General features: G+C 61.4%; 25 protein-coding genes. 9 read left to right on the top strand and 16 right to left on the bottom strand.

Annotated features, from left to right (window positions below):
- Positions 1 to 43: 43 nt before the first annotated feature.
- The 3 genes from QVF59_RS19655 to QVF59_RS19645 form a co-directional block, all read right to left on the bottom strand.
- Positions 44 to 970, bottom strand: a complete 927-nt coding sequence (locus QVF59_RS19655; protein WP_287882090.1) for an alpha/beta hydrolase family protein — start codon at positions 968 to 970, stop codon at positions 44 to 46.
- Complete coding sequence (locus QVF59_RS19650) at positions 960 to 1733, bottom strand: alpha/beta fold hydrolase (RefSeq protein WP_287882088.1); 774 nt, start codon at positions 1731 to 1733, stop codon at positions 960 to 962. Before QVF59_RS19650 ends, QVF59_RS19655 begins: the two co-directional genes overlap by 11 nt.
- Before the next feature lie 136 nt (positions 1734 to 1869).
- Positions 1870 to 2871: a sulfate ABC transporter substrate-binding protein gene (locus tag QVF59_RS19645; RefSeq protein ID WP_159880592.1), complete on the bottom strand. Its 1002-nt coding sequence runs from the start codon at positions 2869 to 2871 to the stop codon at positions 1870 to 1872.
- Positions 2872 to 3102: 231 nt separating this feature from the next.
- On the opposite strand from QVF59_RS19645, the gene QVF59_RS19640 reads away from it, so the two are divergent.
- Entirely contained in the window at positions 3103 to 3675 is a 573-nt protein-coding gene (locus QVF59_RS19640; RefSeq protein ID WP_287882084.1) for an RBBP9/YdeN family alpha/beta hydrolase, read from the top strand.
- A gap of 119 nt (positions 3676 to 3794) precedes the next feature.
- Positions 3795 to 4334 (top strand): DUF2059 domain-containing protein, encoded by a 540-nt coding sequence (locus tag QVF59_RS19635; protein ID WP_159880590.1) that lies wholly within the window; start codon positions 3795 to 3797, stop codon positions 4332 to 4334.
- A gap of 43 nt (positions 4335 to 4377) precedes the next feature.
- Here QVF59_RS19635 and QVF59_RS19630 read toward each other — a convergent pair whose 3' ends face one another.
- Entirely contained in the window at positions 4378 to 4965 is a 588-nt protein-coding gene (locus QVF59_RS19630) for a helix-turn-helix domain-containing protein (protein ID WP_287882082.1), read from the bottom strand.
- 79 nt (positions 4966 to 5044) lie between these two features.
- Here QVF59_RS19630 and QVF59_RS19625 point away from each other — a divergent pair, with 79 nt between their 5' ends.
- From QVF59_RS19625 to QVF59_RS19610, 4 genes are all read left to right on the top strand, one after another.
- Positions 5045 to 5938 (top strand): DMT family transporter, encoded by an 894-nt coding sequence (locus QVF59_RS19625; RefSeq protein WP_287882080.1) that lies wholly within the window; start codon positions 5045 to 5047, stop codon positions 5936 to 5938.
- An 84-nt stretch (positions 5939 to 6022) separates the two neighbouring features.
- Positions 6023 to 6607, top strand: a complete 585-nt coding sequence (locus QVF59_RS19620; protein ID WP_353851356.1) for a uracil-DNA glycosylase family protein — start codon at positions 6023 to 6025, stop codon at positions 6605 to 6607.
- Between the two features lie 92 nt (positions 6608 to 6699).
- Entirely contained in the window at positions 6700 to 6999 is a 300-nt protein-coding gene (locus QVF59_RS19615; protein WP_159880587.1) for a superinfection immunity protein, read from the top strand.
- 54 nt (positions 7000 to 7053) lie between these two features.
- Entirely contained in the window at positions 7054 to 8178 is a 1125-nt protein-coding gene (locus QVF59_RS19610) for an SLC13 family permease (RefSeq protein ID WP_287882078.1), read from the top strand.
- Between the two features lie 59 nt (positions 8179 to 8237).
- On the opposite strand, the gene QVF59_RS19605 is transcribed toward QVF59_RS19610, so the two are convergent.
- The 9 genes from QVF59_RS19605 to hutC all read right to left on the bottom strand — a co-directional run bounded on the left by QVF59_RS19605 (position 8238) and on the right by hutC (position 19624).
- Entirely contained in the window at positions 8238 to 9068 is an 831-nt protein-coding gene (locus QVF59_RS19605) for a phytanoyl-CoA dioxygenase family protein (protein WP_287882076.1), read from the bottom strand.
- Between the two features lie 24 nt (positions 9069 to 9092).
- On the bottom strand, positions 9093 to 10436 hold the full coding sequence (locus tag QVF59_RS19600) for an MFS transporter (RefSeq protein ID WP_287882074.1): 1344 nt from the start codon (positions 10434 to 10436) through the stop codon (positions 9093 to 9095).
- Between the two features lie 44 nt (positions 10437 to 10480).
- Positions 10481 to 11659: a M20 aminoacylase family protein gene (locus tag QVF59_RS19595; protein ID WP_287882072.1), complete on the bottom strand. Its 1179-nt coding sequence runs from the start codon at positions 11657 to 11659 to the stop codon at positions 10481 to 10483.
- Between the two features lie 180 nt (positions 11660 to 11839).
- Positions 11840 to 13372, bottom strand: coding sequence for a histidine ammonia-lyase (gene hutH, locus QVF59_RS19590; protein WP_287882070.1), 1533 nt, complete (start codon positions 13370 to 13372; stop codon positions 11840 to 11842).
- Positions 13373 to 13595: 223 nt separating this feature from the next.
- A complete protein-coding gene (gene hutU, locus QVF59_RS19585) occupies positions 13596 to 15278 on the bottom strand; it encodes a urocanate hydratase (protein ID WP_287882068.1) in 1683 nt (560 codons plus the stop codon).
- A 131-nt stretch (positions 15279 to 15409) separates the two neighbouring features.
- Positions 15410 to 16345, bottom strand: coding sequence for a formimidoylglutamase (hutG, locus tag QVF59_RS19580; protein WP_287882066.1), 936 nt, complete (start codon positions 16343 to 16345; stop codon positions 15410 to 15412).
- Positions 16342 to 17592 (bottom strand): imidazolonepropionase, encoded by a 1251-nt coding sequence (hutI, locus tag QVF59_RS19575; RefSeq protein ID WP_287882064.1) that lies wholly within the window; start codon positions 17590 to 17592, stop codon positions 16342 to 16344. Before hutI ends, hutG begins: the two co-directional genes overlap by 4 nt.
- A 198-nt stretch (positions 17593 to 17790) precedes the next feature.
- Entirely contained in the window at positions 17791 to 18615 is an 825-nt protein-coding gene (locus QVF59_RS19570; RefSeq protein ID WP_159880581.1) for an undecaprenyl-diphosphate phosphatase, read from the bottom strand.
- Positions 18616 to 18907: 292 nt separating this feature from the next.
- Entirely contained in the window at positions 18908 to 19624 is a 717-nt protein-coding gene (gene hutC, locus QVF59_RS19565; protein WP_240902553.1) for a histidine utilization transcriptional repressor HutC, read from the bottom strand.
- A gap of 209 nt (positions 19625 to 19833) precedes the next feature.
- On the opposite strand from hutC, the gene QVF59_RS19560 reads away from it, so the two are divergent.
- Positions 19834 to 20679, top strand: coding sequence for a D-hexose-6-phosphate mutarotase (locus QVF59_RS19560; RefSeq protein WP_287882061.1), 846 nt, complete (start codon positions 19834 to 19836; stop codon positions 20677 to 20679).
- Between the two features lie 85 nt (positions 20680 to 20764).
- Complete coding sequence (locus QVF59_RS19555; RefSeq protein ID WP_287882059.1) at positions 20765 to 21340, top strand: hypothetical protein; 576 nt, start codon at positions 20765 to 20767, stop codon at positions 21338 to 21340.
- Between the two features lie 414 nt (positions 21341 to 21754).
- On the opposite strand, the gene QVF59_RS19550 is transcribed toward QVF59_RS19555, so the two are convergent.
- A complete protein-coding gene (locus QVF59_RS19550) occupies positions 21755 to 22483 on the bottom strand; it encodes a 16S rRNA (uracil(1498)-N(3))-methyltransferase (protein ID WP_287882057.1) in 729 nt (242 codons plus the stop codon).
- 254 nt (positions 22484 to 22737) lie between these two features.
- On the opposite strand from QVF59_RS19550, the gene QVF59_RS19545 reads away from it, so the two are divergent.
- Entirely contained in the window at positions 22738 to 23529 is a 792-nt protein-coding gene (locus QVF59_RS19545) for an inositol monophosphatase family protein (RefSeq protein WP_502866818.1), read from the top strand.
- Positions 23530 to 23598: 69 nt separating this feature from the next.
- Here the strand turns inward: QVF59_RS19545 and gmhA are convergent, their stop codons facing one another.
- Positions 23599 to 24183 carry a D-sedoheptulose 7-phosphate isomerase gene (gmhA, locus tag QVF59_RS19540; RefSeq protein ID WP_062788943.1) on the bottom strand — a complete coding sequence of 195 codons (585 nt, stop codon included), beginning with the start codon at positions 24181 to 24183 and terminating at the stop codon, positions 23599 to 23601.
- Positions 24184 to 24312: 129 nt separating this feature from the next.
- A complete protein-coding gene (locus QVF59_RS19535; protein ID WP_287882054.1) occupies positions 24313 to 25200 on the bottom strand; it encodes a DMT family transporter in 888 nt (295 codons plus the stop codon).
- Positions 25201 to 25205 lie beyond the last annotated feature (5 nt).

Below are 25205 nucleotides of genomic sequence, written 5' to 3'. Positions count from 1 at the left end.
ATCAGCCGGTTCAGACCACAGCAGGCGGGCACCATCAGCCAGCTCAACGCTCTGGAGGCGGACTTGACCACCGCTGCGCCAATGCTGGCAGCCTGCGTAAAAATGCATCTACCTCAGTCGCCCACAATGCTGACGCATGTCGGCTCAGGCCGTGGCCGTCACCATCCGCCACGGCGGGTGCATGGACAAAATATGTCGGGCTACCGCCAGCAGCGAAAGCCTGGTGCCAGGCGACAGGCTCATCCGCCCCCCAGTACTGGTCGTTCACTGCGTAAATCCACAGATTGGGCAGCGTGGTATGACGGCCAAAATCGGCATACAAAGCGGCCAGGGCTTGCGGCTCGCAGCTTTGTCCGGGCGATTTTTCCGGATTGCCCCCGGCTCCACCGGCAAAATTGATATAGCCGATCACGCCCGGCGGTGAACTGGCCCCCACAGCCACCGTCAGCAGACCACCAACCGACTGCCCCTCCAGCACGATGGGCTGGCCCGCCCCCCAGGGCTGCTGGCTGATCCAGCGCAGTGCTGCTTGTACGGCCACGCTGCCGCCAGCGGCTGTCTGGCGATAATCCGGATGGCTGCTGCACACCCCCGCTGCCAGCATGCGGGCGCTGTGATATTCCGGATCGCCACCGCCGGTATTGCCATAGCCGGGACGTATCGGTGCGACGACGGCAAAACCCTTGCCCAGCCAGTAAGCCAGCTGACTGCGACCCAGCGGGTACTTCAGCTGATGCCGCTGCTGTGTGCTGCCGGCGCGGCCATGGGAAAACAGCAATACCGGAAACGGACCAAGACCCGCGGGCAGATACAGCAGTGCAGGCATGTCCAGCGTACTGCCGAAGATGCCGGCCCCAGGCAAGGGAATGCTGACATCCTGCGGGCCGGGCACCGTGGCCGCAGCCGCAGGCAGGGCCAGGCTGCCGGCCAGCAATAATGTGCTAGATAAACGGCAACATTCACGCCACATAACCGAACTCCAGAATCCGGGCCAGCAGGGCGGCCAGGCCGGCAGGGTTGTCCTCACTCATGGCATGGCCGGCATCGGCCAGCACATGCACCGTCACGCCATCTGCAGGCAGCCGGTCCAGGTCTGGCTGCGGCAAGGAGCGCGCGCCGAATACCACGCTGCGCGGCATGGTGAGCGCCAATAACTGGCTACGCCAGCTGGGTTCTACACCCTCAACCAGCGATACCGCCGCGCGGTGCACCGCCGGTGCGTGACTGGCGGCCAGCGAACCGGCCCACAGCGGGCTGCCTTCGCGGCTGGCCAGCCGCGCCATGCGCCGTTGGCCACGACTGACAAACTCTTGTTCGCTCATGGCCGCCAACGTACGGCTGAACACGCCGCCACCGGCATCCAGATTCGGTTCCAGCAACACCAGCCGTGTCACCGGTGTCGGACGCAGGCGGCTGGCTGCAATGGCCACGGCCCCGCCCATACTATGGCCGACGATGTCCAGCTGCGGCAGGCCAAGATGATCGATCAGGCCCGCCACGGTTTCGGCATGCGCGGCAATGGTGTAAGCAAAGTCGTCAGGCCGGTCGGAAAAACCGGCACCCAGCAAGTCCAGCAACAAACGCCGTCTTCCGGCCAAGGCCGGATCGGCCGCTATGCGGGGAAAATCGCTGGAGGCAGCACACCCCAGGCCATGGACAAACAATAGTGGAACACCGCTGCCGGGCAGATCGTGATAACGCAAAGCCCCATACGGGCTGTGAAATACTTGCATGAGGATGCCGGGAAACAGATGAAATGAGCGTGGCGCAGTCTACCGCAGCCATGTGACAAGCGGCAGATACAAACGGAATGCAAAACAGGCCGCACGAAAGCGGCCTGCTGCGAATGGAAGGCAAGACTGGTGTTAATCAGTTCTTGCTGTAGATCTGGTCAAACACGCCGCCATCGGCAAAGTGTTTTTTCTGCGCGCTGCGCCAGTCGCCAAACACGTCCTTGAGGGTGAACAGCTTCACCTTGGGGAACTGGCTGGCGTATTTGGCCGCAATCTTGGGGTCACGCGGGCGGTAGTAGTTTTCTGCTGCAATGGTCTGGCCTTCCGGGGTGTAGAGGAACTTCAGATAGGCCTCGGCCTGCTTGCGGGTGCCTTTCTTGTCCACCACCTTGTCCACCACGGCTACCGGCGGTTCGGCCAGAATCGAGATGGACGGGGTGACGATGTCGAACTTGTCCGGACCCATTTCCTTTACCGCCAGCACAGCTTCGTTTTCCCAGGCCAGCAGCACATCACCCAGGCCGCGCTGGGTAAAGGTAAGCGTGGCACCGCGCGCACCGGAATCCAGCACCGGCACATGCTTGAACAACTCAGCCACATAAGCACGGGCCTTGGCTTCATTGCCACCATTCTTCTTCAACGCATAGCCCCAGGCGGCCAGGTAGTTCCAGCGTGCGCCGCCGGAGGTTTTCGGATTGGGGGTGATCACCTGCACGTCATTGCGCACCAGGTCATTCCAGTCCTTGATGTGCTTCGGGTTTCCCTTCTTCACCAGGAACACGATGGTGGAGGTATACGGCGAGCTGTTGTCCGGCAGACGGGTCTGCCAGTTTTTGGGCAGCAGGCCCTCATCGGCCAGCACATCGATGTCGTAAGCCAGTGCCAGCGTGGCCACATCCGCCGCCAGGCCATGCTGGATTGACAGCGACTGCTTGCCCGAACCACCGTGCGACTGTTTGATGGTGAGCTCTTCACCGGTTTTCTTCTTCCACTGCTCGGCAAAAGCCTTGTTCACGTCCTGATACAGCTCGCGGGTGGGATCATAGGACACGTTCAGCAGTTCGGCGGCCTTCAGCGGCGTAACGGCCAGCAGCAGCACGGCTGCCAGCGCTTTCAGATTGGTGCGGATAGTCGTCATGTTGCGGCTCCTGAGTCGATGGGCTTCTGTTGATAGAGCACACTGTAATCAGGATTTATTTAGCACTAGAAATGATTGTTTTTCATTCTGTTATTCGAAATTAATCTAAGCAATGGCATGTCATACATGCCTCTGAAAATTTCATATTGGAATATAAAAACAATTATTGATCACTTTTTGCAATATTGATTTTACCCTATAGTGACCCCATCCGTTTCCGAGGGCTTGCTCATGACCACCATTGCCGACGACTTCGATTTCATCATCCAGCCTGGCTGGAGAGGCAGTGCTGCCGATCACTGGCAAAGCCACTGGCAACAGCGTCTGCAGGCTATCCGTGTGGAGAATGCCAACTGGGAACAGCCCGATCTTGAGGGCTGGCTAGCCGGGCTGGATCAGGCACTGTCACAGGCACGCCGTCCGGCCATCGTGATTGCCCACAGCCTGGGCTGCATTACCGTGGCCCACTATGCGCGACGTCATCCGGACAGGATTGCCGGAGCATTGCTGGTGGCACCAGCCGATGTGGAAAGACCCTTCGTACCGCGCGAACTGATGCCGTTTGCCCCGCTGCCACGCCAGCCGCTGCCCTTTGCCAGCCGTGTGGTGGCCAGCGACAACGACCCTTTCTGCAAATCGGCGCGCGCCGCCCGTATGGCCGGCTACTGGCAAAGCCCGCTCACCTGGCTGCGGGAGGCCGGCCATATCAACGTGGCGTCAGGCCATCACCAGTGGGAAGAAGGTCTGGCCCAGTTGCCGCCCCTTCTGGAGCGTGCTCGCGCCCGGGGCAGCATCGCCGCCTGATGCTCGGCTGGGGAACTGTCTGCGCCGGAAAGTCATCAAAGCTGCTTTGACCACGCTCTCTGGCGGTGTCACACTGCCAGCCTTGTGTTCTCTGATGCCATTTCCGAAAAGGATGTCTCATGTTTGCTGCTAGCCCGATCAAGACCGCCATTGCCGCCCTTGCCCTGACCCTGCCCATGCTGGCTCATGCCGATGCAGCGCAGGATGCGGCGGCCCGGGAACTGGCTCAGGTGATCGGCCTGAACAATATGCCGAATGACCTGGCCAACCGCACCACCGGCTCCGCCGGCCCGCTGCTGCAGGAATACTTCGTCAAGAACAAGATCAACCTGAGCCAGGAACAGCAGAAGAAGGCTCAGGACGGCTTCAAGTCCTATGCCGAAGGCATGCACAAGACCGCAGCCGATTATTTCAACTCCGCGGCAGTGAAAAAGCAGTTTGAACAAGAAGTGGTGAAGAGCTATAGCGCGCAGTTCTCCGCCGCCGAAATGCAGCAGATCGTTGCCTTCTACAAGACACCGGCCGGCCAGAAGCTGATGAAGCAGCAGCCGGTGGTGATCGACAACATCATGAAGAATATGCTGACCTCGGCCGAAAAAACCCTGCTGCCGAAAATGCGCACTGCCGCCGAAACCTACGGCAAGTCCATCAGCAAATAAGTACGCGCATCACAAAGATCAAACGGCCCTGCGGGGCCGTTTTTCATTGATCCTGATGCGGCACCATCAGGACACTCTTGGTGAATGTGCAGGGCTCGGCACCCTGATTGTGATAGCTACATGGCTGATCCAAGGCAAAGCCCAACGACTGCCCGGCCTGCAGCATGTGGTTTTGCTGCAGCAGTTGTACTTGCAGACTGCCTTCCAGCACATACAGCAGCTCCTGGCAGCCGGGGGCGTCGGCCTCGGCGTGATAGCTGTCACCTGCCGCCAACTGCCAGCGCCACAGCTCCAGTGCCATGCCCGGCATGGCCACCGACTCCAGCAGGCTGGCATGGCTGTCGGCGTGTTCGCCCTGCCAGATGCGCAACGGCAAAGCCTGGGCCTTGTCCGTTAGCGACGGCGGGCGCACCACATCGACAAAACGCAGGCCCAATGCCGAGGCCAGCTTGTCCACCGTGGCAATGCTGGCATTGCTTTCCCCGGCTTCGATATTCACCAGCATGCGGCGGCTGATGCCCGCCCGCGTGGCCAGCACTTCCTGACTGTAGCCTTGCTGCATGCGTGCCTGACGCAGATTGTCAGCCACGTTCTGCATCACTTCCAGTGACCCGTTTGCTTGCTTGCTCATGGCGATGTGCAATATATTGCCCAGACGATGATTTGTGCATTATATTTCACTGAAACCCCACCCGCAACGAGACTCCGCCATGACCACGCTGACCGCCACCGCCGGCCTGCCGCCACACCACTCCCGTCTGCCCGACCTGGTGCTGATCGGCGTCACCATGATCTGGGGCTTCACCTTTCTGGTGGTGCAGCATGCATTGCAGTGGGCCGGGCCTTTCGGTTTTGTCAGCCTGCGTTTTGGTGTGGCAGGCTTGATTGCCCTGCTGCTGAGCTGGCGTGAGCTGCACGGCCTGAGCCGACGCGAACTGCTTACCGGCACCCTGGTGGGTTGTGTACTGTTTGGCAGCTACAGCCTGCAAACACTTGGCTTGCAGCTGATTCCCAGCAGCAAGTCAGCCTTTTTGACCGGCCTGTATGTGCCACTGGTACCGCTGTTCCAGCTGCTGCTGTTTCGCCATAGGCCGCGGCTGGCCGCCTGGTTGGGCATCATCGTGGCTTTCGCCGGGCTGGTGCTGCTGTCCGACCCGCGCGGCTTGCATTTCAACTTTGGTGCCGGTGAATGGCTGACGCTGGCCGGTGCCGCGATGATTGCGCTGGAAATCAGCCTGGTGAGCCGCTTTGCCGGCCAGTGCCACCCGCGTCGCGTGGCAGTGGTACAGCTGCTAACCGTGTCGCTACTGGCGGCACTGGGCTGGCTGGCCAGTGGCGAGGCCGTGCCGCAAGCGCACCCGGTATTGCTCATCAGCCTGTTGGGCATGGGCCTGGCCACGGCTGTCATCCAGATTGCCATGAACTGGGCACAGAAAACCGTACCGGCCACACGGGCCACCATCATCTATGCAATGGAACCCGTCTGGGCCGGACTGGTGGGTGCAATCGCCGGTGAGCAACTGGGCATCATGGCCATCAGTGGCGCGGCGCTGATCGTGGCCAGCGTGCTGATCAGCCAACTAGGCGGCAGCAAGTCGCACTGACAAGATGGGCAAGGCCCCACACAAACGGCTTGCCTGCACTGGCAGACAGGCGCATAAACGGCCAGGAAACTTCACCGGCCCGCCATGATGACCGACTACACCGTGCTGCTAGACCAGGTTCGCCACTGTCGGCTATGTGCCGACCAGTTACCCCTCGGCCCACGTCCGGTACTGCAGCTGCATCCGGCAGCCCGGCTGCTGATTGCCGGCCAGGCCCCCGGCCGCAAGGTACATGCAACCGGCATTCCCTTTGACGATGCCAGTGGCGTGCGCCTGCGCGACTGGCTGGGCCTGGATGCCACACAGTTTTACGACCCCACCCTGCTTGCCATTCTGCCCATGGGGTTTTGCTATCCCGGCACCGGTCCGCACGGCGATCTGCCACCACGGCCAGAGTGTGCCGCCCACTGGCGCGTTCAGCTGCTGCAGCAATTGCCCAAGCTGCAACTGACGCTGGTGCTGGGTCAGCATGCGCTGGCCTGGCATCTGCCGGCTGCCGGCAACATCACCCAGGCGGTACGCAACTGGCAGGCCGGCTGGCCGCATATCCTGCCCTTGCCACACCCCAGCCCGCGCAACAACCTGTGGCTAAAGCGCAACCCATGGTTTGCCGCCGAAGTGCTACCGGCCCTGCGTCAACGTGTCCAGCAGTTGCTGGGCACGGCATAAACCACATTCCGCAGCTTGTTTGACCAAGCGGTTTGCCAAAGCCGGGCCGGCATGATTACGCTTGGCACTTGTCTGCTTTTTTTCTGGATGTCATGAAACCTGTCGATCTGATCAAGGGCCTGCTGGCCATCGTGCTGGCACTGGCTTTTCTGCTGTGGCTGTATGGCACTTTCAACAATCAGCCGGACTTTGTCACCACGGCCATGTGGATGGGCGATGCGCTGGTAATGATTCCGGCCTACCTGATTCCCGCCATTACCGCCTGGCTGGTAAAAAGCCCACGCCTGAAAACCATCATCCTGATCAATGTCCTGGGCGGCTGGCTGCTGATTCCCTGGATCATCGCCATGGGCATGGCCATCAAGCGTGACGACCTGCGCACACAGGACTGAAGCCGCCACATAAGGCGCTTGATACTGGCGGCAGCCTTCCCGTAAGCTGCCGCCATGTCCGCTCCTAACCCCCACTCGCTGTTTTCCCGCCTGCTGCGCCCCTTCCTGCACGACCGGCTACTGCATGTATTGCTGATACTGATGGTGCTGCTGTGGCTACCCCAGCCACAGGCAGGCAGCCAGTTTGCCAGCTGGATAGACTGGCCCACCATCACCACCCTGTCCGGCCTGCTGTTGCTGACCAAGGGCGTGGAAGCAAGCGGCTATCTGGCCCATCTGGGCCGCCTCATCATCAACCGGCTGGCGCGGGAAAGAACGCTGGCGCTGTTTCTGGTGGGCATGTCCGCCCTGCTGTCCACCGTGCTCACCAATGATGTGGCGCTGTTCATCGTGGTGCCGCTTACCCTCAGCCTGCGTGGCATTGCCGGGCTGCCCATTGGCCGGCTGGTGATATTCGAAGCGCTGGCAGTAAATGCCGGCTCGCTGCTCACGCCGATCGGCAACCCGCAGAACATCTTGCTGTGGCAGCTGTCCGGCCAGTCCTTTACTGCGTTTACCTGGCAAATGGCCCCGCTGGCACTGGGCAGCATGGTGCTGCTGCTACTGGCCACGGCACTGGCGTTTCCCGGTCAGCGCATTCATGCCGAACTGCACGACGACGCCAGCGGCTATCAGCCCGGTCTGCTGTGGAGCTGCGCCTTGTTGTACATCGGCTTTATCGTGGCGCTGGAATCCGGCCATGCCCTGTGGGGTCTGGCTGCAGTGCTGGCCGGTATTGCCCTGTTGCGTCCGGCCCTGCTGCTGGCGGTGGACTGGAGCCTGATTGCCGTGTTCATGCTGATGTTTGTCGACATCCGTCTGCTGACCCAGCTGCCGCTGGTGCGCCACTGGACCGATGCCGTGGCCGGGCTGAGTAGCGGCGGCCTGTACCTGACCGCCCTGCTGGGTTCGCAGCTGATCAGCAATGTGCCCGCCACCATCCTGCTGGTGAAATACAGCAGCGCCTACAAGGTGCTGGCCTATGCGGTGAATGCAGGTGGCTTTGGCTGTGTGCTGGGCTCGCTGGCCAACCTGATTGCCCTGCGCATGGCGGGCGAGCGCGGCATCTGGCTGCGTTTTCATTTGTATTCCCTGCCCGCGCTGCTGCTGGCAGGCGTGCTGGGCTACGTTCTGCTGTAAATCCCCACGAGCCCAAAAGCCCGTTCACCTCACGGTGAGCAGGCTGCAGGCCCTGGCCATCAAGTGGCTTCGGTCGGGAACAACAGCGGGAATAGCGGGTGATCAAGCGGCGCGCCAGCAGGCAAATCGGCGCTCAAGCCCGGGAACTCGGGCGAAGTCACCCAGGGACGTGGCGCATGGCGCATGTCATCCCCCAGAAAACGCACCGAAAATACCCGTCGCCGCTGCGCACCCACACCGGCCGCAGCATGCAGGGTCAACATGTGGAAGAACACGGCATCGCCCGGCTCCAGCGCCCAGCCCAGGATGAGTAGGCTGGTACGCTGGGCCTCGATGTCCGGTAGATCAACCAAGCTGCCTTCGGGAAACCACTTGGCCTGCTTGTCCATGAAACTGCGCGGCATCAGCCAGGGGCCGCAGTGTGAACCGGCGACAAACTCCAGCGTGGCGGCGCGTGGGATGGGATCAATAGGCAGCCACATGCTGCAGTTCTGCATGCCGTCCACATTGTAATAAGGCTGGTCCTGATGCCAAGGGGTCTGTTGCCGGGTATTCGGTTCTTTGACCAGCAAATGATCGTGATACAAGCGAGCCTGGCGCGAGGACATCAGTTGTGCCGCCACCTGACCCAACCGTGGCGTGAAAATCAGCGCACGGTAGGCAGGGTTTTGCTGCCAATTGCAGAAGTCCTCAAAGAACCAGCCAGGATCATCCGGCTGGCTGGCTACCTTGGCGCGCGGGCTGGGCTGCTGCAGATTGGCCTCGATGCCTTCGGCCAAGACAGCCAGCTCGGCCGGACTGAACAATTGTCGGATACAAACTGCACCATCACGCTGAAAGGCTTGGATGGTTTCTTCGGGCAGGCAGATGGAAGATGATGCTTTTTGCATGATTTCTCCTGGTATTGGCCACGGTTAGGACTGCGTTGGCAGGTCCATATCCTCGCCGGTACGGTCGCGGATGCCCAACAAGGCAAGGCTGGAAATGGCTACCGTCACCATCATGGTCCAGGCCGGCGCATAGGGGCTGGCAGTCTGTTGAATCAGCCAAGTGACAAAAAACTGGGCAAAACCACCAAACACCGATACGCCCAATCCATACGCCACCGACATACCGGTCGTCCTGACCGCCTTGGGAAACAGCTCGGGCAGCATGGTGATGCCCGGCACTACCTGCATCACCAACAATACCGACAGCAGGCTGATCACCACCAGCAGGTTGCCGACCGTAGGTGTATGGATCAGCAACAGATAACAAGGCAGGATGGCCAGCAGCATCAGCAACCGCGACCACAGGATGACTGGCTTGCGCCCTACCCGGTCTGCCAGCATGCCCACAAACGGTGCCAGCACGAAACCAATCCCGCCCACCAGCACGCTGGCCAGCAGACTCATGCCAGTGGGCAAGCCCAACTCACGCGCGGCAAAGGACGGCATGTAAAAAGCAATGATCTGGGTACACACCACGATGCTGAGCAAAAGCAGCACGCTGAGCAGCAACTGGCGACGGTAATGTCGCAACAGCATGCGCAGCGGCTGCTGGCTGGCTGCTTGTCTGGCCAGTTGCTGCTGCGCTTCCAGTGTCGGAGCCAGGATCAGGCTTTCCTCCAGATGTCGCCGCACATACAGGCCTACCGGCACTGTCAGCATGCCGATGACGAAAGGTACGCGCCACCCCCATTCTGCCATGTCCTGCACCGGCAACCAGGCGACCAGTCCCATCACCGCCAAGGCTCCCAGCATGACCCCTAGGTTCTGGCTACCCGGCTGCCAGCTTGAGTAATAGCCACGCTGGGCCGGTGCCGCCTGCTCCACCAGCAAGGTGGTGGAGGCACCAACCTCTCCACCGGCGGCAAAGCCCTGTATCAAGCGTGCCAGCACCACGATGCATGGCGCAGCCACCCCGATCTGGGCATAGCTGGGTACCACGGCCAGTATGCCGCAGCCCAGCCCCATCAGTACTAGGGTCAGGGTGAGCGCAGCACGGCGGCCATGGCGGTCGGCATAAGAACCAATCAGCATGCCGCCCACCGGGCGCATCAGGAATCCGACGCCAAAGGTGGCGGTGATCAGCAGCAACTTGCCATACTCACTGGCTGTCGGGAAAAACACCGGCCCCAGAAACAGCATCAGAAAGCTGAATACGGTGAAATCGAAGAACTCCAGCGCATTACCTATGGTGCTGCCAATGATCAGTCTTTGCTTGGCCTGACGGGAAACCAGGCGCTGCGAAGTGACACTGCTTGCCACGCTATTCATTGCCGACCTCTCTTTGCTTGGGATTGCGCTTGCGCGCCTGCAGATCAGTGCAGATAGGCGACAACTAGACGCTGCCAGTATTCAGCGGCATAAGGCAGCGCCTGGTCATTGAAGTCGTATGCCGGGTTGTGCAGCATGCAGCCGCCTTCCAACGGGCCATTACCCAACAACAGATAGCAGCCTGGACAGTGTTGCAGCATGAAGGCAAAGTCTTCGCTGCCGGTCAGGGGTTTGACCTGGCTGTAAATGCCCTGCTCCCCCAGCCAGTCCAGCACCACCTGGCGGGCAAAAGCAGTGTGCTCGGCATGATTGAGCAGCACAGGAAAGTGGCAGGGATCCACCGTGACTTCGGCACTGGCACCAAAGCTGGCCGCCTGTTGCTGTGCCAGCTGGGTGATGCGCGCCAGCAGCATGTCGCGCACCCCCTGACACATGGCCCGGACCGTCAGCGCCATTTCCAGCTGATCGGGAATCACCGAAGACAGGCTGCCGGCATGTACCGAACCCACGGTAATCACCGCCACATCCAGCGGGTCGACATTGCGTGCCACCACACTTTGCAAGGCCAAGGTGAGGGCCGCACCAGCCAGGATGGGGTCGACCGACAGATGCGGCATGGCACCGTGGCCACCACGACCGTGAATGCGGATGTGCACGGTATCAGTGGAGGCCATCAGCGGACCTTCCAGAAAGCCGAACTGACCCACTGGAATGCCAGGCCAGTTATGCAGGGCAAAGATGGCGTCACAGGGAAAACGCTCAAACAGGCCTTGTTCAATCATGGCCTTGGCACCAGACTGCTGGCATTCTTCGGCCGGCTGGAATATCAGGCGCAAGGTCCCATTGAAGCTATGTGGTGCCGACAGCAGCCTGGCAGCGGCCAGCAACGCCGCACAGTGGCCATCATGTCCACAGGCATGCATCACCCCCGGCTGGCGGCTGGCATGTGGGCGGTCGGCTTCTTCCTGAATCGGCAGCGCATCCATATCGGCGCGTAGCCCCAGTATCTTGTTGCCATCGCCTTGCTTGAGCGTGCCGACGACCCCGGTGCCTGCCAGACCGTGTTCAACTTGATATCCCCATTGCTCCAGCCTGGAGGCAATCAGCGTACTGGTCTGCAATTCGGCGTAGCCCAGTTCGGGGTTTGCATGCAAGTGCTGACGCAAGGCGGTCATTTCGGGCTGTACTTGCTGGATGGCTGCTGAAAAGACTGATCTGCTCACGATGACCTCGCTACTGTTTGGTTTATTTGCATATACAATAAAGTCATTTGTATATACATACATCTGGCATTGTCGGCAGGTTTGCAACAAGCAGTGGCATACAAAAAAGCCCGGCTACCGTGAGGTAGCCGGGCAATGTGTCACCCTGACCGGGTTACTGAATCGCGTGCAGGAAGGCGTTTACAAGGACGGCAGCAAACCTGCAGCCACAAAGCGGTTGTAACTGCCGCTGGCTACCAGGGTGGCCGCCTTTTCGATGTCCGGCGCGAAGTAGCGGTCCTTGTCGTAGAAGCTCACTTGTTCGCGCAGTTCGGCCTTGGCTTCTTCCAGCTTGGCGCTGGCCTTGTGCGGGGCGCGGAAGTCCACACCCTGGCAGGCGGCCAGCAGCTCCACCGCCAGAATGCCGGCGGTGTTACCCGCCATGTCACGCAGACGGCGGCCGGCGAAAGTGGCCATCGACACGTGGTCTTCCTGGTTGGCCGAGGTCGGCAGGCTGTCCACCGAAGCCGGGTGCGCCAGCGATTTGTTTTCCGAGGCCAGTGCCGCGCCGGTGACCTGGGCAATCATGAAGCCGGAGTTCACCCCGCCATTGTTCACCAGGAAGGGCGGCAGCTTGGACAGGTTGCTGTCGATCAGCAGTGCCATGCGGCGCTCGGACAGCGAGCCGATTTCGGCAATGGCCAGCGCCAGATTGTCGGCGGCAAAGGCCACCGGCTCGGCGTGGAAGTTGCCGCCGGACAGGATGTCGTTGTCGTCGGCAAACACCAGCGGGTTGTCCGATACCGAGTTGGCTTCCACTTGCAGCACGCTGGCGGAGTGACGGATCTGCGTCAGGCAGGCACCCATCACCTGCGGCTGGCAGCGCAGGCTGTACGGGTCCTGCACCTTGCCGCAGTTTTCGTGCGAGTGTTCGATTTCGCTGTGTTCCAGCAGCGCGCGGTAGGCGCTGGCGGCGTCGATCTGGCCGGCATGGCCGCGCACGGCGTGGATGCGCGCATCAAACGGGGTGCGGCTGCCTTGTGCCGCTTCCACCGACATGGAACCCGCCACCACGGCGGAGGCAAACAGGTCTTCCGCGGCAAACAGGCCTTCCAGGGCAAAGGCAGTGGAGGCCTGCGTGCCGTTGAGCAGGGCCAGGCCTTCTTTCGGGGCTAGGGTGATGGGCTGCAGACCGGCAGCCTGCATGGCTTCACGGCCATGTACGCGCTGGCCATTGACGAAGGCTTCGCCCTCGCCGATCAGCACTGCGCTCATGTGCGACAGCGGGGCCAGGTCGCCGGAAGCGCCCACCGAACCCTTTTGCGGAATCACCGGGTAGATGCCGTGGTTGAACAGCGTCACCAGCGCCTCGATCACCTGACGGCGGATGCCGGAGAAACCACGCGCCAGCGAGTTGATTTTCAGTGCCATTACCAGACGCACGGTGGAATCATCCATCGGCGCGCCGATACCGGCAGCGTGCGACAGGACGATGGAGCGTTGCAGCAGTTCCAGCTCTTCCGGGGCGATGCGGGTATTGGCCAGCAGACCAAAACCGGTGTTGATGCCGTAGGCGGTGCGGCCTTCGGACAGCACGCGCGCTACGGTGGCGGCGGAGGCATCGATGCCGGCGTGGCAGGATGCGTCCAGTTGCAGCTTGAGGCCGGTTTCACGTGAAACGCGGCGCAGGTCGGCCAGCGTCAGTTGGCCCGGTACGATATTGAGAATGCTCATGGTTTCAGTCTCTATTGATTGTCAGCTGGCCTCACGCCCGCAGGCTGGACCGGATATGTTCTTGTTGTAGTGCATGCCCTGCCAAAGCAGGCAGGGTGATGGCACTAAATAGCGTGATGCCTGCACAGAGAATGGCCGAGTCAAGGCACGCCGACGCAGACAGTACATGGAGTACGGCAAGGAGGCGCAACGCAGGATCGGGCATTCTCTATCCGGCCCCGGCTTATTTCAGCATCGGCAGGTCCAGGCCCTGCTCGCGGGCGCAGTTCTTGGCAATGTCGTAACCGGCATCGGCATGACGCATCACGCCGGTACCCGGGTCGTTGCGCAGCACGCGGCTGACGCGCTTGGCCGCTTCGTCCGTGCCATCACACACGATCACCACGCCGGAGTGCTGCGAGAAGCCCATGCCCACGCCACCACCGTGGTGCAAGGACACCCAGGTGGCACCGCCAGCGGTGTTCAGCAAGGCATTGAGCAGCGGCCAGTCGGACACGGCATCCGAACCATCCAGCATGGATTCGGTTTCGCGGTTGGGCGAAGCCACCGAGCCGGAGTCCAGATGGTCGCGGCCAATCACGATCGGTGCCTTGAGTTCGCCATTCTTCACCATTTCGTTGAAAGCTGCACCCAAACGGGCGCGGTCTTTCAGGCCCACCCAGCAGATACGTGCCGGCAAACCCTGGAAGCTGATGCGCTCACGCGCCATGTCCAGCCAGTTGTGCAGGTGCGGGTCATCCGGAATCAGTTCCTTCACCTTGGCGTCGGTCTTATAGATGTCTTCCGGGTCGCCGGACAGCGCCACCCAGCGGAAGGGGCCGATGCCTTCGCAGAACAGCGGGCGTACATAGGCCGGGACAAAGCCGGGGAAGTCGAAGGCATTCTGTACGCCCTCTTCCAGCGCCATCTGGCGGATGTTGTTGCCGTAGTCCAGCGTGGCGGCACCGCGCTCCTGCAAGGCCAGCATGGCGCGCACCTGTACGGCCATGGACTTTTTGGCAGCAGCGGTGATTTCAGCGGCGTCGGTTTTTTGCTTGGCGCGCCATTGTTCCACCGTCCAGCCTTGCGGCAGATAGCCGTGTACCGGGTCGTGAGCGGAGGTCTGGTCGGTCACCACATCCGGGGTGATGCCACGGTTCACCAGCTCGGTGAATACGTCGGCGGCATTGCCCAGCAGGCCGACGGACACCGCCTTGCCGCTTTGCTTGGCGTCTTCGATGATGGCCAGCGCCTCGTCAAGCGATGTGGCCTTGCGGTCCACGTAACGGGTTTTCAGGCGGAAATCGATACGGGTTTCATCACATTCCACGGCGATCATGCTGAAACCGGCCATGGTGGCGGCCAGCGGCTGGGCGCCACCCATGCCACCCAGACCACCGGTCAGGATCCAGCGGCCTTGCGGCTTGCCGTCAAAGTGCTGGTTGGCCACGGCAAAGAAGGTTTCGTAAGTCCCCTGCACGATGCCTTGCGAGCCGATGTAGATCCAGGAGCCGGCGGTCATCTGGCCGTACATCATCAGGCCCTTCTTATCCAGCTCGTTGAAGTGCTCCCAGTTGGCCCAGTGCGGTACCAGGTTGGAGTTGGCAATCAGCACGCGCGGCGCGTCGGCATGGGTGTTGAACACGCCCACCGGCTTGCCGGACTGGATCAGCAGGGTCTGGTCGTCTTCCAGACGCTTGAGCACATCGAGGATGGTGTCGAAACATTCCCAGTTGCGGGCGGCGCGGCCAATGCCGCCGTATACCACCAGGCTTTGCGGATGCTCGGCCACTTCCGGGTCCAGATTGTTCTGGATCATGCGGTAGACGGCTTCGGTCAGCCAGCTTTTGCAGGAAAGTTCGGTGCCACGCGGGGCGCGGATCACACGGCTGGGGTCGAAACGGCTGTCTTGTGGTGCTGCGCTCATTGTTGTCTCCTAGGTACTGCCATGTTGTCGGGCAACTGCCCTGAATTCCTTACCGGGAACCGATAACAAAACCCCGCTCCAGCGTTGCGCCGCCTTGGCCCGGGTTCGCTACGCGATTTGCTTAGCAGTTCTTACTGCGAGGCCAGATGACGGGTAATACTCCACGCCAGCCGGGCCGCCGTCTTCGCGCCGTGGCTGTCGATATCGAATTGCGGGTTCAGCTCCACCAGGTCTGCCCCGGCCAGCTTGCCGCTGGCGGCAATGGCGGTGACCAGTGCTTCCACCACCGGCAGCTCCACTCCCATGGCGGCAGGGGCCGACACGGCAGGCATCACGCTGGCGGGCAGCACATCCAGATCAATGGTGAGATAAACGATGTCCACCTGGTCGATGAAGTCCTGCACCGCATGCTGGGCACTGGCAAGGCCAGCCTGGTGCAGTGCGCTGTCCAGCAGCCACTGCACGCCCAGCTGCCCGGCACGGGCAAACAGCGCCTGGGTGTTGGATGGCTCGGCCACGCCCAGACACAGGTAATGGAAGGGACGGCCAGTCGCGGCACAGTCGGCGGCAATCTGCGCGAACGGCGTGCCGGAAGTGGCCTCGGCTGCCTCGCGGATGTCGAAGTGGGCGTCGAAATTGATGATGCCGATTGCCTTGTCCGGATGCGCTGCGGCGAGGCCGCGCCAGGTGCCGTAGGCGGTTTCGTGGCCACCACCCAGCACCAGCGGAAAGTGCCCGGCACGCGCCAGTTGCTCCACCGCCGCAGCCAGCCGCAGGTGGGCGGCGTCCAGATCGCCATCGCTACAGGCCACATCGCCGATATCACACAGCGGATAGGCCTGATGCCAGGCCAGATTGGCCAGTGCCTTGCGGATGACAGCCGGTGCTGCCGCCGCACCAACACGGCCCTGATTGCGCCGCACGCCTTCGTCGCAGGCAAAACCGGCAATGCCGATGCCTGCCGGCAGACCGGGTGCAAACGGCGTGGCCAGCTGGTGCCAGCGGCGCGCCAGCTCGCCTTCACCGGCGTCCACGCGGCCGGTCCACAGCTTCATGTCTGGAGTCATTGTGTTGTTTCCTTGCCCGGACGCTGGCCACGGAATACCCGTTCGGCCAGCGGATTGACGCCGAGTCCGTAGACGATTTCGGCAGGGTGTTCGATATCCCACAGCAGCAGGTCGGCGACATGCTCCAGCGCCAGCTTGCCGTGACTGTGGCCACGGCCCAGCGCCTGGGCGGCATGGCGGGTAGTACCGGCCAGTGCCTCTTCCGGCGACAGGCCGAACAGCACGCAGGCCTGGTTCATCGCCAGCCGGATGGAGGCAAACGGGCTGGTGCCGGGGTTCAGATCGGTGGACACCGCCATCGGCACACCGGCCGCACGCAGCAGTTCGACTGGCGGCTTTTGTGTTTCGCGCAGGAAGTAAAATGCGCCGGGCAGCAATACCGCTACCGTGCCGGCCGCGCGCATGGCCTCCACACCGGCAGCGTCCAGGTATTCGATATGGTCGGCCGACAAGCCACCAAATTCGGCCACCAGCGCCGCACCCTGCAGATTGGACAGCTGCTCGACATGGCCCTTCACCCGCAGGCCGTGCTGCTGGGCGGCTTCGAACACGCGGCGGGTTTGCGCCGGGGAAAAACCCACGCTTTCGCAAAACACATCCACCGCTTCTGCCAGTTGCTGTTCCGCCACGGCCGGCAGAATGTCGCGGATGACATGTTCGATATAGCCATCGGCATCGCCGGCAAATTCCGGCGGCAGCGCATGGGCGGACAGCAAGGTGGGGGCAATCTCCACCGGCTGGCTGTCACCCAGTTGGCGGGCCACACGCAGCTGCTTGATTTCGTCGTCCAGGTTCAGGCCATAGCCGGACTTGGATTCCAGCGTGGTGACGCCCTCGGCCATCAGCGCCTGCAAGCGCGGCAGGCTGGCAGCAGCCAGTTGCGCCTGGCTCAGTGCACGGGTGGCGCGCACGGTGGAGACAATGCCACCGCCCTGGGCGGCAATCTGCTGATACGGCACGCCCAGCAAGCGCTGTTCCCATTCCGCCGCCCGGTTGCCGCCATACACCAGATGAGTGTGGCAATCGATAAAGCCGGGGGTGATCCAGCGGCCAGCCACGTCCACCACCTCGCCATCAAAGCTGGCCGGGTTCAGCTGACCTTGCGGCAGGATGGTGGCAATACGGCCATGCTCCACCACCAGCACGTGGTCGTGCAGCGCGCCGTAGGGCGCGGGGTGCTGCGTATCCATGGTGGCCAGCCGGGCATTGAGCCACAGGCTGCGGGTGCGGTTGATTGGCGTGCTCATATTTGCTCCTGATTTGTATATACAAATAAACCCTGAACCTGCACTTGTCAACCATGGCTTTATATTGCATACAACATGCAGTTTTATAAATATTGTTATTTATCAGCGACTTGTGCAAATAAAAAAGGGAGCCAACGGCTCCCTTCGTGCATCAAAAATCCAACAGTATTTGTATAGTCAATTGCCTGACGGCTTCTTTCAGCTATCCACCCAGTTCACCCAGCCGTACTGCCAGGTCAGCAATACGATGATGCCGAACACGATGCGATACCAGGCAAACACCATGAAACTGTGGCTGGAAATGAAGCGCAGCAGCCAGCGCACGCAGAAGAAGGCCGAGACAAAGGAAAACAGCAGGCCCACCGCCCAGATGCCCAGGTCATCCGCCGCCAGCAGCGCACGGTCTTTATACAGCGAATACAGCGAGGCAATGATCAGCGTGGGAATGGCCAGGAAGAAGGAAAACTCGGTGGCCGCCTTGCGCGACAGGCCAAACAGCATGCCGCCGATGATGGTGGCACCGGAACGCGAAGTCCCCGGCACCAGCGCAAAGGCCTGGGCGCAACCCACCTTGAGCGCATCCAGCGGGCTCATTTCTTCTACTGTCTGCACCCGGATGCTGTGCTGGCGGCGCTCGGCCCACATGATGACCAGCGCACCGATGATGAACATGCTGGCCACCACCGGGGCGTTGAACAAATGGGCCTTGATGGCCTTGCTGAACAGGAAGCCCAGTGCAGCAGCCGGGCAGAAGGCAATCGCCAGATTGAGAATGAAGCGGCGGGCAGCGGCATCGTGTGTGGCTCCGCCCAGCACAGTAGCGATACGGGCACGGTATTCCCAGATCACCGCCAGGATGGCACCGGACTGGATGACGATTTCAAACAGCTTGCCGCGTTCATCGTTGAACTTGAGCAGCTCCCCGGCCAGGATCAGGTGACCGGTGGACGAGATGGGCAAAAATTCGGTCAGCCCCTCGACAATGCCGAGAATGGCTGCCTTGAGCAAAAGCAGTGTGTCCATGATGTTGTTGACTGTGTGGGCGGGTTGGTAAAAATGACATTGAAATTCTGCGACAGCATAGCCGACATGGATGACAGAATCACGGCAAACTGCGGCTTTTCCATCCAGAAACAAGAAGCTGCTGGCCAGCACGCATGAAAACGGCGGTCGGTTAACACCGCCGCCGCACATGCCTGCCCCCTCCCCAAGCTTGACTGACCCGCACCAGGCAGGCCTTGATCAAGCAAGGCTGATAAAACACGCAGAACAGTAAACCCCGGTATTGCAGGACAGGGTTTGTCAGTCACTGCTGTTATTTCTTGACCCGGCTTTGCGAGCGCAGCTTGTAACGGCCACCCGGATGCACCAGCCGGGCAAAGGTCACCAGATTCTTGTACGACCAGGTACGACGCAGCACCAGCAGGCATGGTTCCCCGGCAGCAATATCCAGCATGGCCAGCTCGCGCGCATCCGGCAAAATGGCCTCCACGCTGTGCTCGATATCGGTCAGCGGGCAGGTTTCCATCAGGTATTCATTGGGCGTGCGGCGGGTGAAGTCCTGCAGGATGTAGTCCGGTGCCCAGGCCGGATTGACATAGCGGTCTTCCAGTTGAATGGGCAAGCCGTCTTCACGGTGTACCAGGATGGAGTGATAGATGGGCGTACCCACCTTCACCCCCAGTTGCAGGGCAATCTCCTCGCCGGCGGCGATGGTTTCCAGCTGATGCACGTCGGCACTGTGGGTATGGCCGCGCGCTTCCACCTCGGCGGCGATATTGTTGATGTCCAGCAGCGGCGATTCGGCCTTGCGCTCGGCCACATAAGTACCGTCACCGGCAAAGCGCAACAGGATGCCGGCTTCGGCCAGATCACGCACCGCCTTGTTCACTGTCATGCGTGACACGGAAAACTGGCTGGCCAGCTCCAGTTCCGGCGGGATCTTGTTGCCCGGCAGGAATTCCTTCTTGCGAATGCCTTCCAGAATGTATTCCTTGATACGCAGATAGCGCGGTTGAGCTGTGGCAGGCACCTTGTATTCCATGAAAGCAGAGTGATGAATGAATGCATTCTAGACCGGCCAGCCATGCAGATGGCTGATCCAGCGCAGAATACTGTGTGCCAGCATGCCCGCATCGGACCGCGCTGACCAGCCTGCGGGTCAAAACTGTGCCGCCACAGGCAGAAGACAGGCCGGCATTGGGTTATGATCTGCCCATTTCCCTGCAAGCGAGACGCCCAATGGCCATCACCCTGCCCGCTGCGGCCCAACTGATCACACTGGGCAATGATCTTACCCTGCTGCAGCTGGACAGCGGCAGCTTCTCCGCCACCTTGTCCCTGCTGGGTGGCCAGTTGCTATCCTTTCAGCCCTACGGCCAGCAAGCTTGGCTGTACATGTCGCCGCAAGCGGTGCTACAGCCAGGCAAGGCCATCCGTGGAGGTGTGCCGGTGTGCTGGCCATGGTTTGGCCCGCATCCAAGCGACAGCAGTGCCCCGGCTCACGGCGTGGCGCGCCAGCAGCCGTGGCAATTGCGGTCCGTGGAGCAAGATGGCGACGCGTTTCACGTGAAACTGCAAGGCCCGCACTGGCAAGGACTGGACATAGAGCTGGAATACGCCCTGTCCGACCACATTGCCATGCAGCTGCATACCCATAACAACAGTACGCAAGCACACACGGTGAGCGCGGCATTGCACAGTTATCTGGCCGTCAGCGATAGCCGCACCATCAGTCTGGGCGGGCTGGAGGAGGCCGTGTTCGAGGACAAGGTAGCCTGCCGCTACAGCCGCATGCCGGCACAGCCGCTGCAATTGCAAGGCGAGTTTGATGCCATTGTCTACAGCGAAGCTGATGTGGTACTGAGCGACCCGGCCTGGCAGCGCCGCCTGCGCGTCAGCCGTGAAGGCTCGGCCAGCGTGGTGTTGTGGAACCCCTGGCAGGACAAGGCAGCCCGCCTTGCCGATCTGCCGGATGAGGGCTGGCATGACTTTATCTGCATCGAGGCCGCCAATGCCGGTGAAGATAGCCGCCTGCTACAAGCCGGTGACAGCCATACCCTGAGTTGCCGGATACAGGCAGACTGAAACCGCCTGGCCCCACCCATCCCGATGGACAGGGTATACTGCCAGGCATCCCGCCATACATGGCGTCGTAGTGGATAGATAGTCAATGGCAAGACAGAACACGATTTCCAGTTATCTCCCCGTCACCTTCCCCAATGGCAACCGGGTGCGTCGCTTCGGCAAGCACTGTCCGCATTGCCATGCCATGGTGGGGTGTGAACACATGTCCGGCCTGGCCAGCCTGCAGCAGGACAAGCTGTTTCTGGCAGCCCAGGGCAGCTGCCCGGCCTGCCATCACCGCTTTTCCGTTGCCTGCGTCATTACCGACGACAAGCGGGTGCACCGGGTAATGCTGCCTCTATGGGTGTACCGCCTGTGGCTGCAGCTGGCCACCCGCAACACGCCGCAACTGCCATCACGGGAAAACTGGTCGGTGGAGCAAGAGGAAGCTGATCCGGCACCGGTGGGTTTCATCGTCAATGATGTAGCCAGCGTGACCTGCTCGGATGAAATCCTTGGGCGTTTTCATGAACAGACCATTAGTGCCTGGGTTGAATACGAGGGACGTCGCTTCCTGTTTGAGCGTGCGGCACCGCCTGGGCAGTTTGCACTGACCGAGCAGGAGCTGCTGCTGGCCGGCACCCTGATTTACCGGCAGCAGGAAATCGCCACCACGGCTTGAGCAAGGTTACGCTCTGATCGACATCATCCAGCCCGGCCTAGCCGGGCTTTTTGTTGGCCGCGTTTACCAGCCAAGTCATACCGGGATCGCAATGCCTACGTTTTAACAGCCGGTTGTCCGCTGCGCGGTGATGTTTACATGGCGGTGCTGCCCGCCTAGGGGTGCGCGTATTTCCGCCGTATCCGCGCCGGGCAAGGCGCCGCCGAACTCGCCATTCGCTAACGTCGAATGGCTCAAACATGCAGCGGCTTAAAACCTTGCCCAACGCAGCTCCGACGGCGCGCGCCACGGGGAATGTCATGCATCGTCCGCGTGATGGCGACCACTCTTGTCGCTGCCCCGACATGTAAAAATCACCGCGAAGCGGTTCGATATATTGCCAAACACGGTAGGAATGGCGCTACCGACCAAGCTCTAGATACAGTAATCCCCCCACACCGCCTGCACGGCCGCCACCGCCGCCAGCGCAGCGGTTTCGGTACGCAAGATGCGCGGCCCCAGTTTCAGTGGTGTCCAACCTGCATCCAGCGCAGCGCCTTCCTCTCTGGCGGAATAGCCACCTTCCGGCCCGGCCATCAGCCAGGCCCGCTTGGGTGCGCTGGCAATGTCCGCCAGCTTTTGCGTCCCCAAGGGCGACAGGATCAGGCGCGCCTCGGCCTGTTGCTGCTGCTGCAGCCACTCGGTCAGGCTGAGAATGGGCAAGACCTGCGGCAGGGTATTACGGCCGCACTGCTCGCAAGCCGACTGTACGATTTCCTGCCAGCGCTGCACCCGCTTGTCAGCCCGATCGCCCGACAGCTTCACCACCGAACGCTCGGCAGCAATGGGCTGAAACAGCGATACCCCCATTTCCACCCCTTTTTGCAGGGTGAATTCCATGCGGTCGCCACTGGAAATGGCCTGTGCCAGGCCCAGCCAGATAGGCGATTCGCGGCTGATGTCGTCAAAACGGGTGATTTCACAGCTGGCATCGCGCTTTTGCAGCGACAGCAAGGTGGCCTGATACTCGCCGCCCTGGCCGTTGAACAGGGTAAGGCTGTCGCTTTCCTTCAAGCGCAGCACCTGAATATGACGGACAACTGTATCGGGCAGCGACAGGGTTTGACCTGTCGCAAGCGCTGTTTCGATAAAAAACCTTGGCATGGCGTATTGAAAGTCCGTGGTGATAACGGTATTTTGCTTTGTTTGCTGCAGTTGCAACAACCCGTCTTTGGCAAGTGGCTATTCTGACAGCTAATCACGGTTGCGCCTCCCTACCCCGGCAACGCTGACTCAGCACGGCTGTAGCCCGTCATTGCCAGTGGAAAATAGTGGCTATTCTTCACGCATGCAGGCAGCACTTCCGTATCCATAGACCAGCCAGAGCGGCCGATCACAGCAGGACCCAGGAGAACACGATGCAGGTGGTTGAACAGGTGATGCAGGTTGTCCGTGACGTGGCCCGCCAGGAGGTGATGCCGCGCTTTCTGCGCGTGGGCAAAACGCGCAAGGACGACGGCTCGCTGTTTACCGAAGCCGACATGGCCTGCCAGCAGGCGCTGGGCGAGATGCTGCCCAAGGTGCTTCCCCACCCGGTGCTGGGCGAGGAAATGACGCGCGAAGAGCAGGATGCGCTGTGGCAGGACAACCCTGACGGCCTGTGGGTGGTGGACCCGATCGACGGCACCACCAACTTCGTCAACGGCCTGCCCTACTTCGCCATTTCCGTGGCGCTGATGGTCAAGGGCGTCAGCGTGCTGGGGGTGATCTACAATCCGGTTTCCGACGAAATGTTCTATGCCCGCCGCGGCGAGGGCGCCTGGCTCAATGGCCGCCGCCTGCCGCTGAAAACCACCCGCAACAGCATGGGCGATGCCATTGCCGCCGTCGAGGTGAAATACCTGCGCTCGGGCAAGCTGGCCGCCCGCATGAGCAGCGTGGCTCCGTTTGGCAGCCAGCGCAGCATGGGCTCCAGCACGCTGGACTGGTGCTTTCTGGCCGCCGGCCGTTACGACCTTTATCTGCACGGTGGCCAGCGCCTGTGGGACTACGCCGCCGGTGCGGTGATCCTGGAGGAAGCCGGTGGCCGCCTGGCCAGTCTGAATACCGACGACTACTGGAGTGATACGGTGTGGAAGCGCTCGGTGATTGCCGCCATTGACCCGGAACTGTACTGCCAGTGGCACCGCTGGGTGCGCGCCAACCAGTAGACGCAGGCATGAGCACACAGAAAACGGCCCTCAAGGGGCCGTTTTTCATGCAGATACCAGTGACCGGAATCAGTAGTTTTCCGGGCAAAAATGCCGTTCCACCAGCTCGATCAGAATGTGCAGCACCTTGATGTGCAGTTCCTGCACGCGGTCGGCATACTGGCCGCCCGGGGTGTTGACGTAGACATCAGCCAGGGGCTCCAACCGGGTGGCGGCACGGCCGGTGAGGATAATCACCTTCATGCCCAGCTCACGCGCCACCGTGGCGGCGTTGACGATGGTCTGGCTGTTGCCGCTGGTGCTGATGCCGATCAGCACATCGCCGGCCCGGCCGTGGCTTTCCAGATAGCGCGAAAACACATGTTCGTAGCCAAAGTCGTTGGCCACGCAGCTCATGTGGCTGGGGTCGGAAATGGCAATGGCCGCCATGCCGCGCCGGTTGTTGCGGTAACGGCCGGTCAGCTCTTCGGCAAAGTGCATGGCATCGCACATGGAGCCGCCATTGCCGCAGGAAAAGATGCGGCCACCGGCGGCCAGGCTGGCAATCAGTTGCTGCGCAGCGGCCTCGATGCTGGCCAGCGCCTCTGGATTGGCCAGCAGATTGTTCAGTGCAGTTTGCGCTTCAGTCAGGCTGGACTGGATATGGGAAATCATCAGCGATCCGTCTTGCATGCGGGCAACGGCACACTGCCATTGCCACCGGGAAACAGGGCTGGCACATTGGCCAGCCTCGACATCATACCCCGAGCCCGTCTGCCTCAGGAAATGGCGGACGGGTAAATTTCAGCGAAGCACGATCAGCGCGGTGCCAGCACAGCTGACAAAGGCCCCCAGCCAGGCCACCAGCGGCGGCGGCTGCTTTTGCACCAGCCACAGCATGGGCAGGATCAGCACCGGGCTAAGCGCGGAGAGCATGCCCACCGTGGCCACATTGGCATGCTGCAGCGCCAGCATGATCAGCGTCATGCCCAGGCCCAATGCCACCACCCCGTTCAGGGCGGTCTGGCCCAGGATGCGCGGGGAAAAATCACCTCGACTCCTGGCCAGCGGCAGGCCGGCATACAGCAGCAAATAATGCACGACACAGGCCACGCCCATGCGGATAGCCGAGGCGGTTACCGGTTCCAGTCCACCAGCGATAGCCGGTTTGGCAAAGAAGGTTCCCAGCGCCTGACATAGCGCCGCCGCCATGCCCAGCATCACCCCGGCCTTCAAATGCGCCGGATGCTCCCAGGCCTTGCCTTGCTGCTTGCCCCGGCCAAACGCCACCGCCAGCATCACCCCGCCAAACACCATGCAGCTGCCGAAGAAGGCAGGCAGGCTGAGCTTTTCCTGCAGAAACAGCATGCCCAGCAGCACAGAAAATACCGAGTGCGTGGCAAACAACAGGCCGGAACGGCGCGGCCCCAGCCGGTTCATTGCGGAAAAATACAGGGTGTCACCCAGAAAGATACCGGTCAGGCCGGACAGCAGCGCCGGCAGCACATTGGCCGGCTGCATGCTGTGCCAGCCGCCAGTTGCCAGGCTGATGCTACCCAGCAGCAGTGTCATCAGGCTCAAGCGCAGGCGGGTAAAGGTAAAGGGGCCAAAATGGCGGGAGGGACCGGCACCGAGGATGCCGCCCCAGGCCCAGCAGGCTGCCGCGCCAACGGCGGCAAGGTCGTACCACATGACAA

The organism is Aquitalea sp. (assembly GCF_030150775.1).
Classification (GTDB): Bacteria; Pseudomonadota; Gammaproteobacteria; order Burkholderiales; family Chromobacteriaceae; genus Aquitalea; species Aquitalea denitrificans.
The sequence above is the reverse complement of the archived record's forward strand: the minus strand, read 5'-3'. Positions and strand labels throughout refer to the sequence as shown.

Bases quoted from the DNA above. Each gene is read 5' to 3' on its own strand.
- QVF59_RS19655 (WP_287882090.1), bottom strand. From the start codon at position 970: ATGTGGCGTGAATGTTGCCGTTTATCTAGCACATTATTGCTGGCCGGC.
- QVF59_RS19650 (WP_287882088.1), bottom strand. From the start codon at position 1,733: ATGCAAGTATTTCACAGCCCGTATGGGGCTTTGCGTTATCACGATCTG.
- QVF59_RS19645 (WP_159880592.1), bottom strand. From the start codon at position 2,871: ATGACGACTATCCGCACCAATCTGAAAGCGCTGGCAGCCGTGCTGCTG.
- QVF59_RS19640 (WP_287882084.1), top strand. From the start codon at position 3,103: ATGACCACCATTGCCGACGACTTCGATTTCATCATCCAGCCTGGCTGG.
- QVF59_RS19635 (WP_159880590.1), top strand. From the start codon at position 3,795: ATGTTTGCTGCTAGCCCGATCAAGACCGCCATTGCCGCCCTTGCCCTG.
- QVF59_RS19630 (WP_287882082.1), bottom strand. From the start codon at position 4,965: ATGAGCAAGCAAGCAAACGGGTCACTGGAAGTGATGCAGAACGTGGCT.
- QVF59_RS19625 (WP_287882080.1), top strand. From the start codon at position 5,045: ATGACCACGCTGACCGCCACCGCCGGCCTGCCGCCACACCACTCCCGT.
- QVF59_RS19620 (WP_353851356.1), top strand. From the start codon at position 6,023: ATGATGACCGACTACACCGTGCTGCTAGACCAGGTTCGCCACTGTCGG.
- QVF59_RS19615 (WP_159880587.1), top strand. From the start codon at position 6,700: ATGAAACCTGTCGATCTGATCAAGGGCCTGCTGGCCATCGTGCTGGCA.
- QVF59_RS19610 (WP_287882078.1), top strand. From the start codon at position 7,054: ATGTCCGCTCCTAACCCCCACTCGCTGTTTTCCCGCCTGCTGCGCCCC.
- QVF59_RS19605 (WP_287882076.1), bottom strand. From the start codon at position 9,068: ATGCAAAAAGCATCATCTTCCATCTGCCTGCCCGAAGAAACCATCCAA.
- QVF59_RS19600 (WP_287882074.1), bottom strand. From the start codon at position 10,436: ATGAATAGCGTGGCAAGCAGTGTCACTTCGCAGCGCCTGGTTTCCCGT.
- hutH (WP_287882070.1), bottom strand. From the start codon at position 13,372: ATGAGCATTCTCAATATCGTACCGGGCCAACTGACGCTGGCCGACCTG.
- hutU (WP_287882068.1), bottom strand. From the start codon at position 15,278: ATGAGCGCAGCACCACAAGACAGCCGTTTCGACCCCAGCCGTGTGATC.
- hutG (WP_287882066.1), bottom strand. From the start codon at position 16,345: ATGACTCCAGACATGAAGCTGTGGACCGGCCGCGTGGACGCCGGTGAA.
- hutI (WP_287882064.1), bottom strand. From the start codon at position 17,592: ATGAGCACGCCAATCAACCGCACCCGCAGCCTGTGGCTCAATGCCCGG.
- QVF59_RS19570 (WP_159880581.1), bottom strand. From the start codon at position 18,615: ATGGACACACTGCTTTTGCTCAAGGCAGCCATTCTCGGCATTGTCGAG.
- QVF59_RS19560 (WP_287882061.1), top strand. From the start codon at position 19,834: ATGGCCATCACCCTGCCCGCTGCGGCCCAACTGATCACACTGGGCAAT.
- QVF59_RS19555 (WP_287882059.1), top strand. From the start codon at position 20,765: ATGGCAAGACAGAACACGATTTCCAGTTATCTCCCCGTCACCTTCCCC.
- QVF59_RS19550 (WP_287882057.1), bottom strand. From the start codon at position 22,483: ATGCCAAGGTTTTTTATCGAAACAGCGCTTGCGACAGGTCAAACCCTG.
- QVF59_RS19545 (WP_502866818.1), top strand. From the start codon at position 22,738: ATGCAGGTGGTTGAACAGGTGATGCAGGTTGTCCGTGACGTGGCCCGC.
- gmhA (WP_062788943.1), bottom strand. From the start codon at position 24,183: ATGATTTCCCATATCCAGTCCAGCCTGACTGAAGCGCAAACTGCACTG.
- QVF59_RS19535 (WP_287882054.1), bottom strand. From the start codon at position 25,200: ATGTGGTACGACCTTGCCGCCGTTGGCGCGGCAGCCTGCTGGGCCTGG.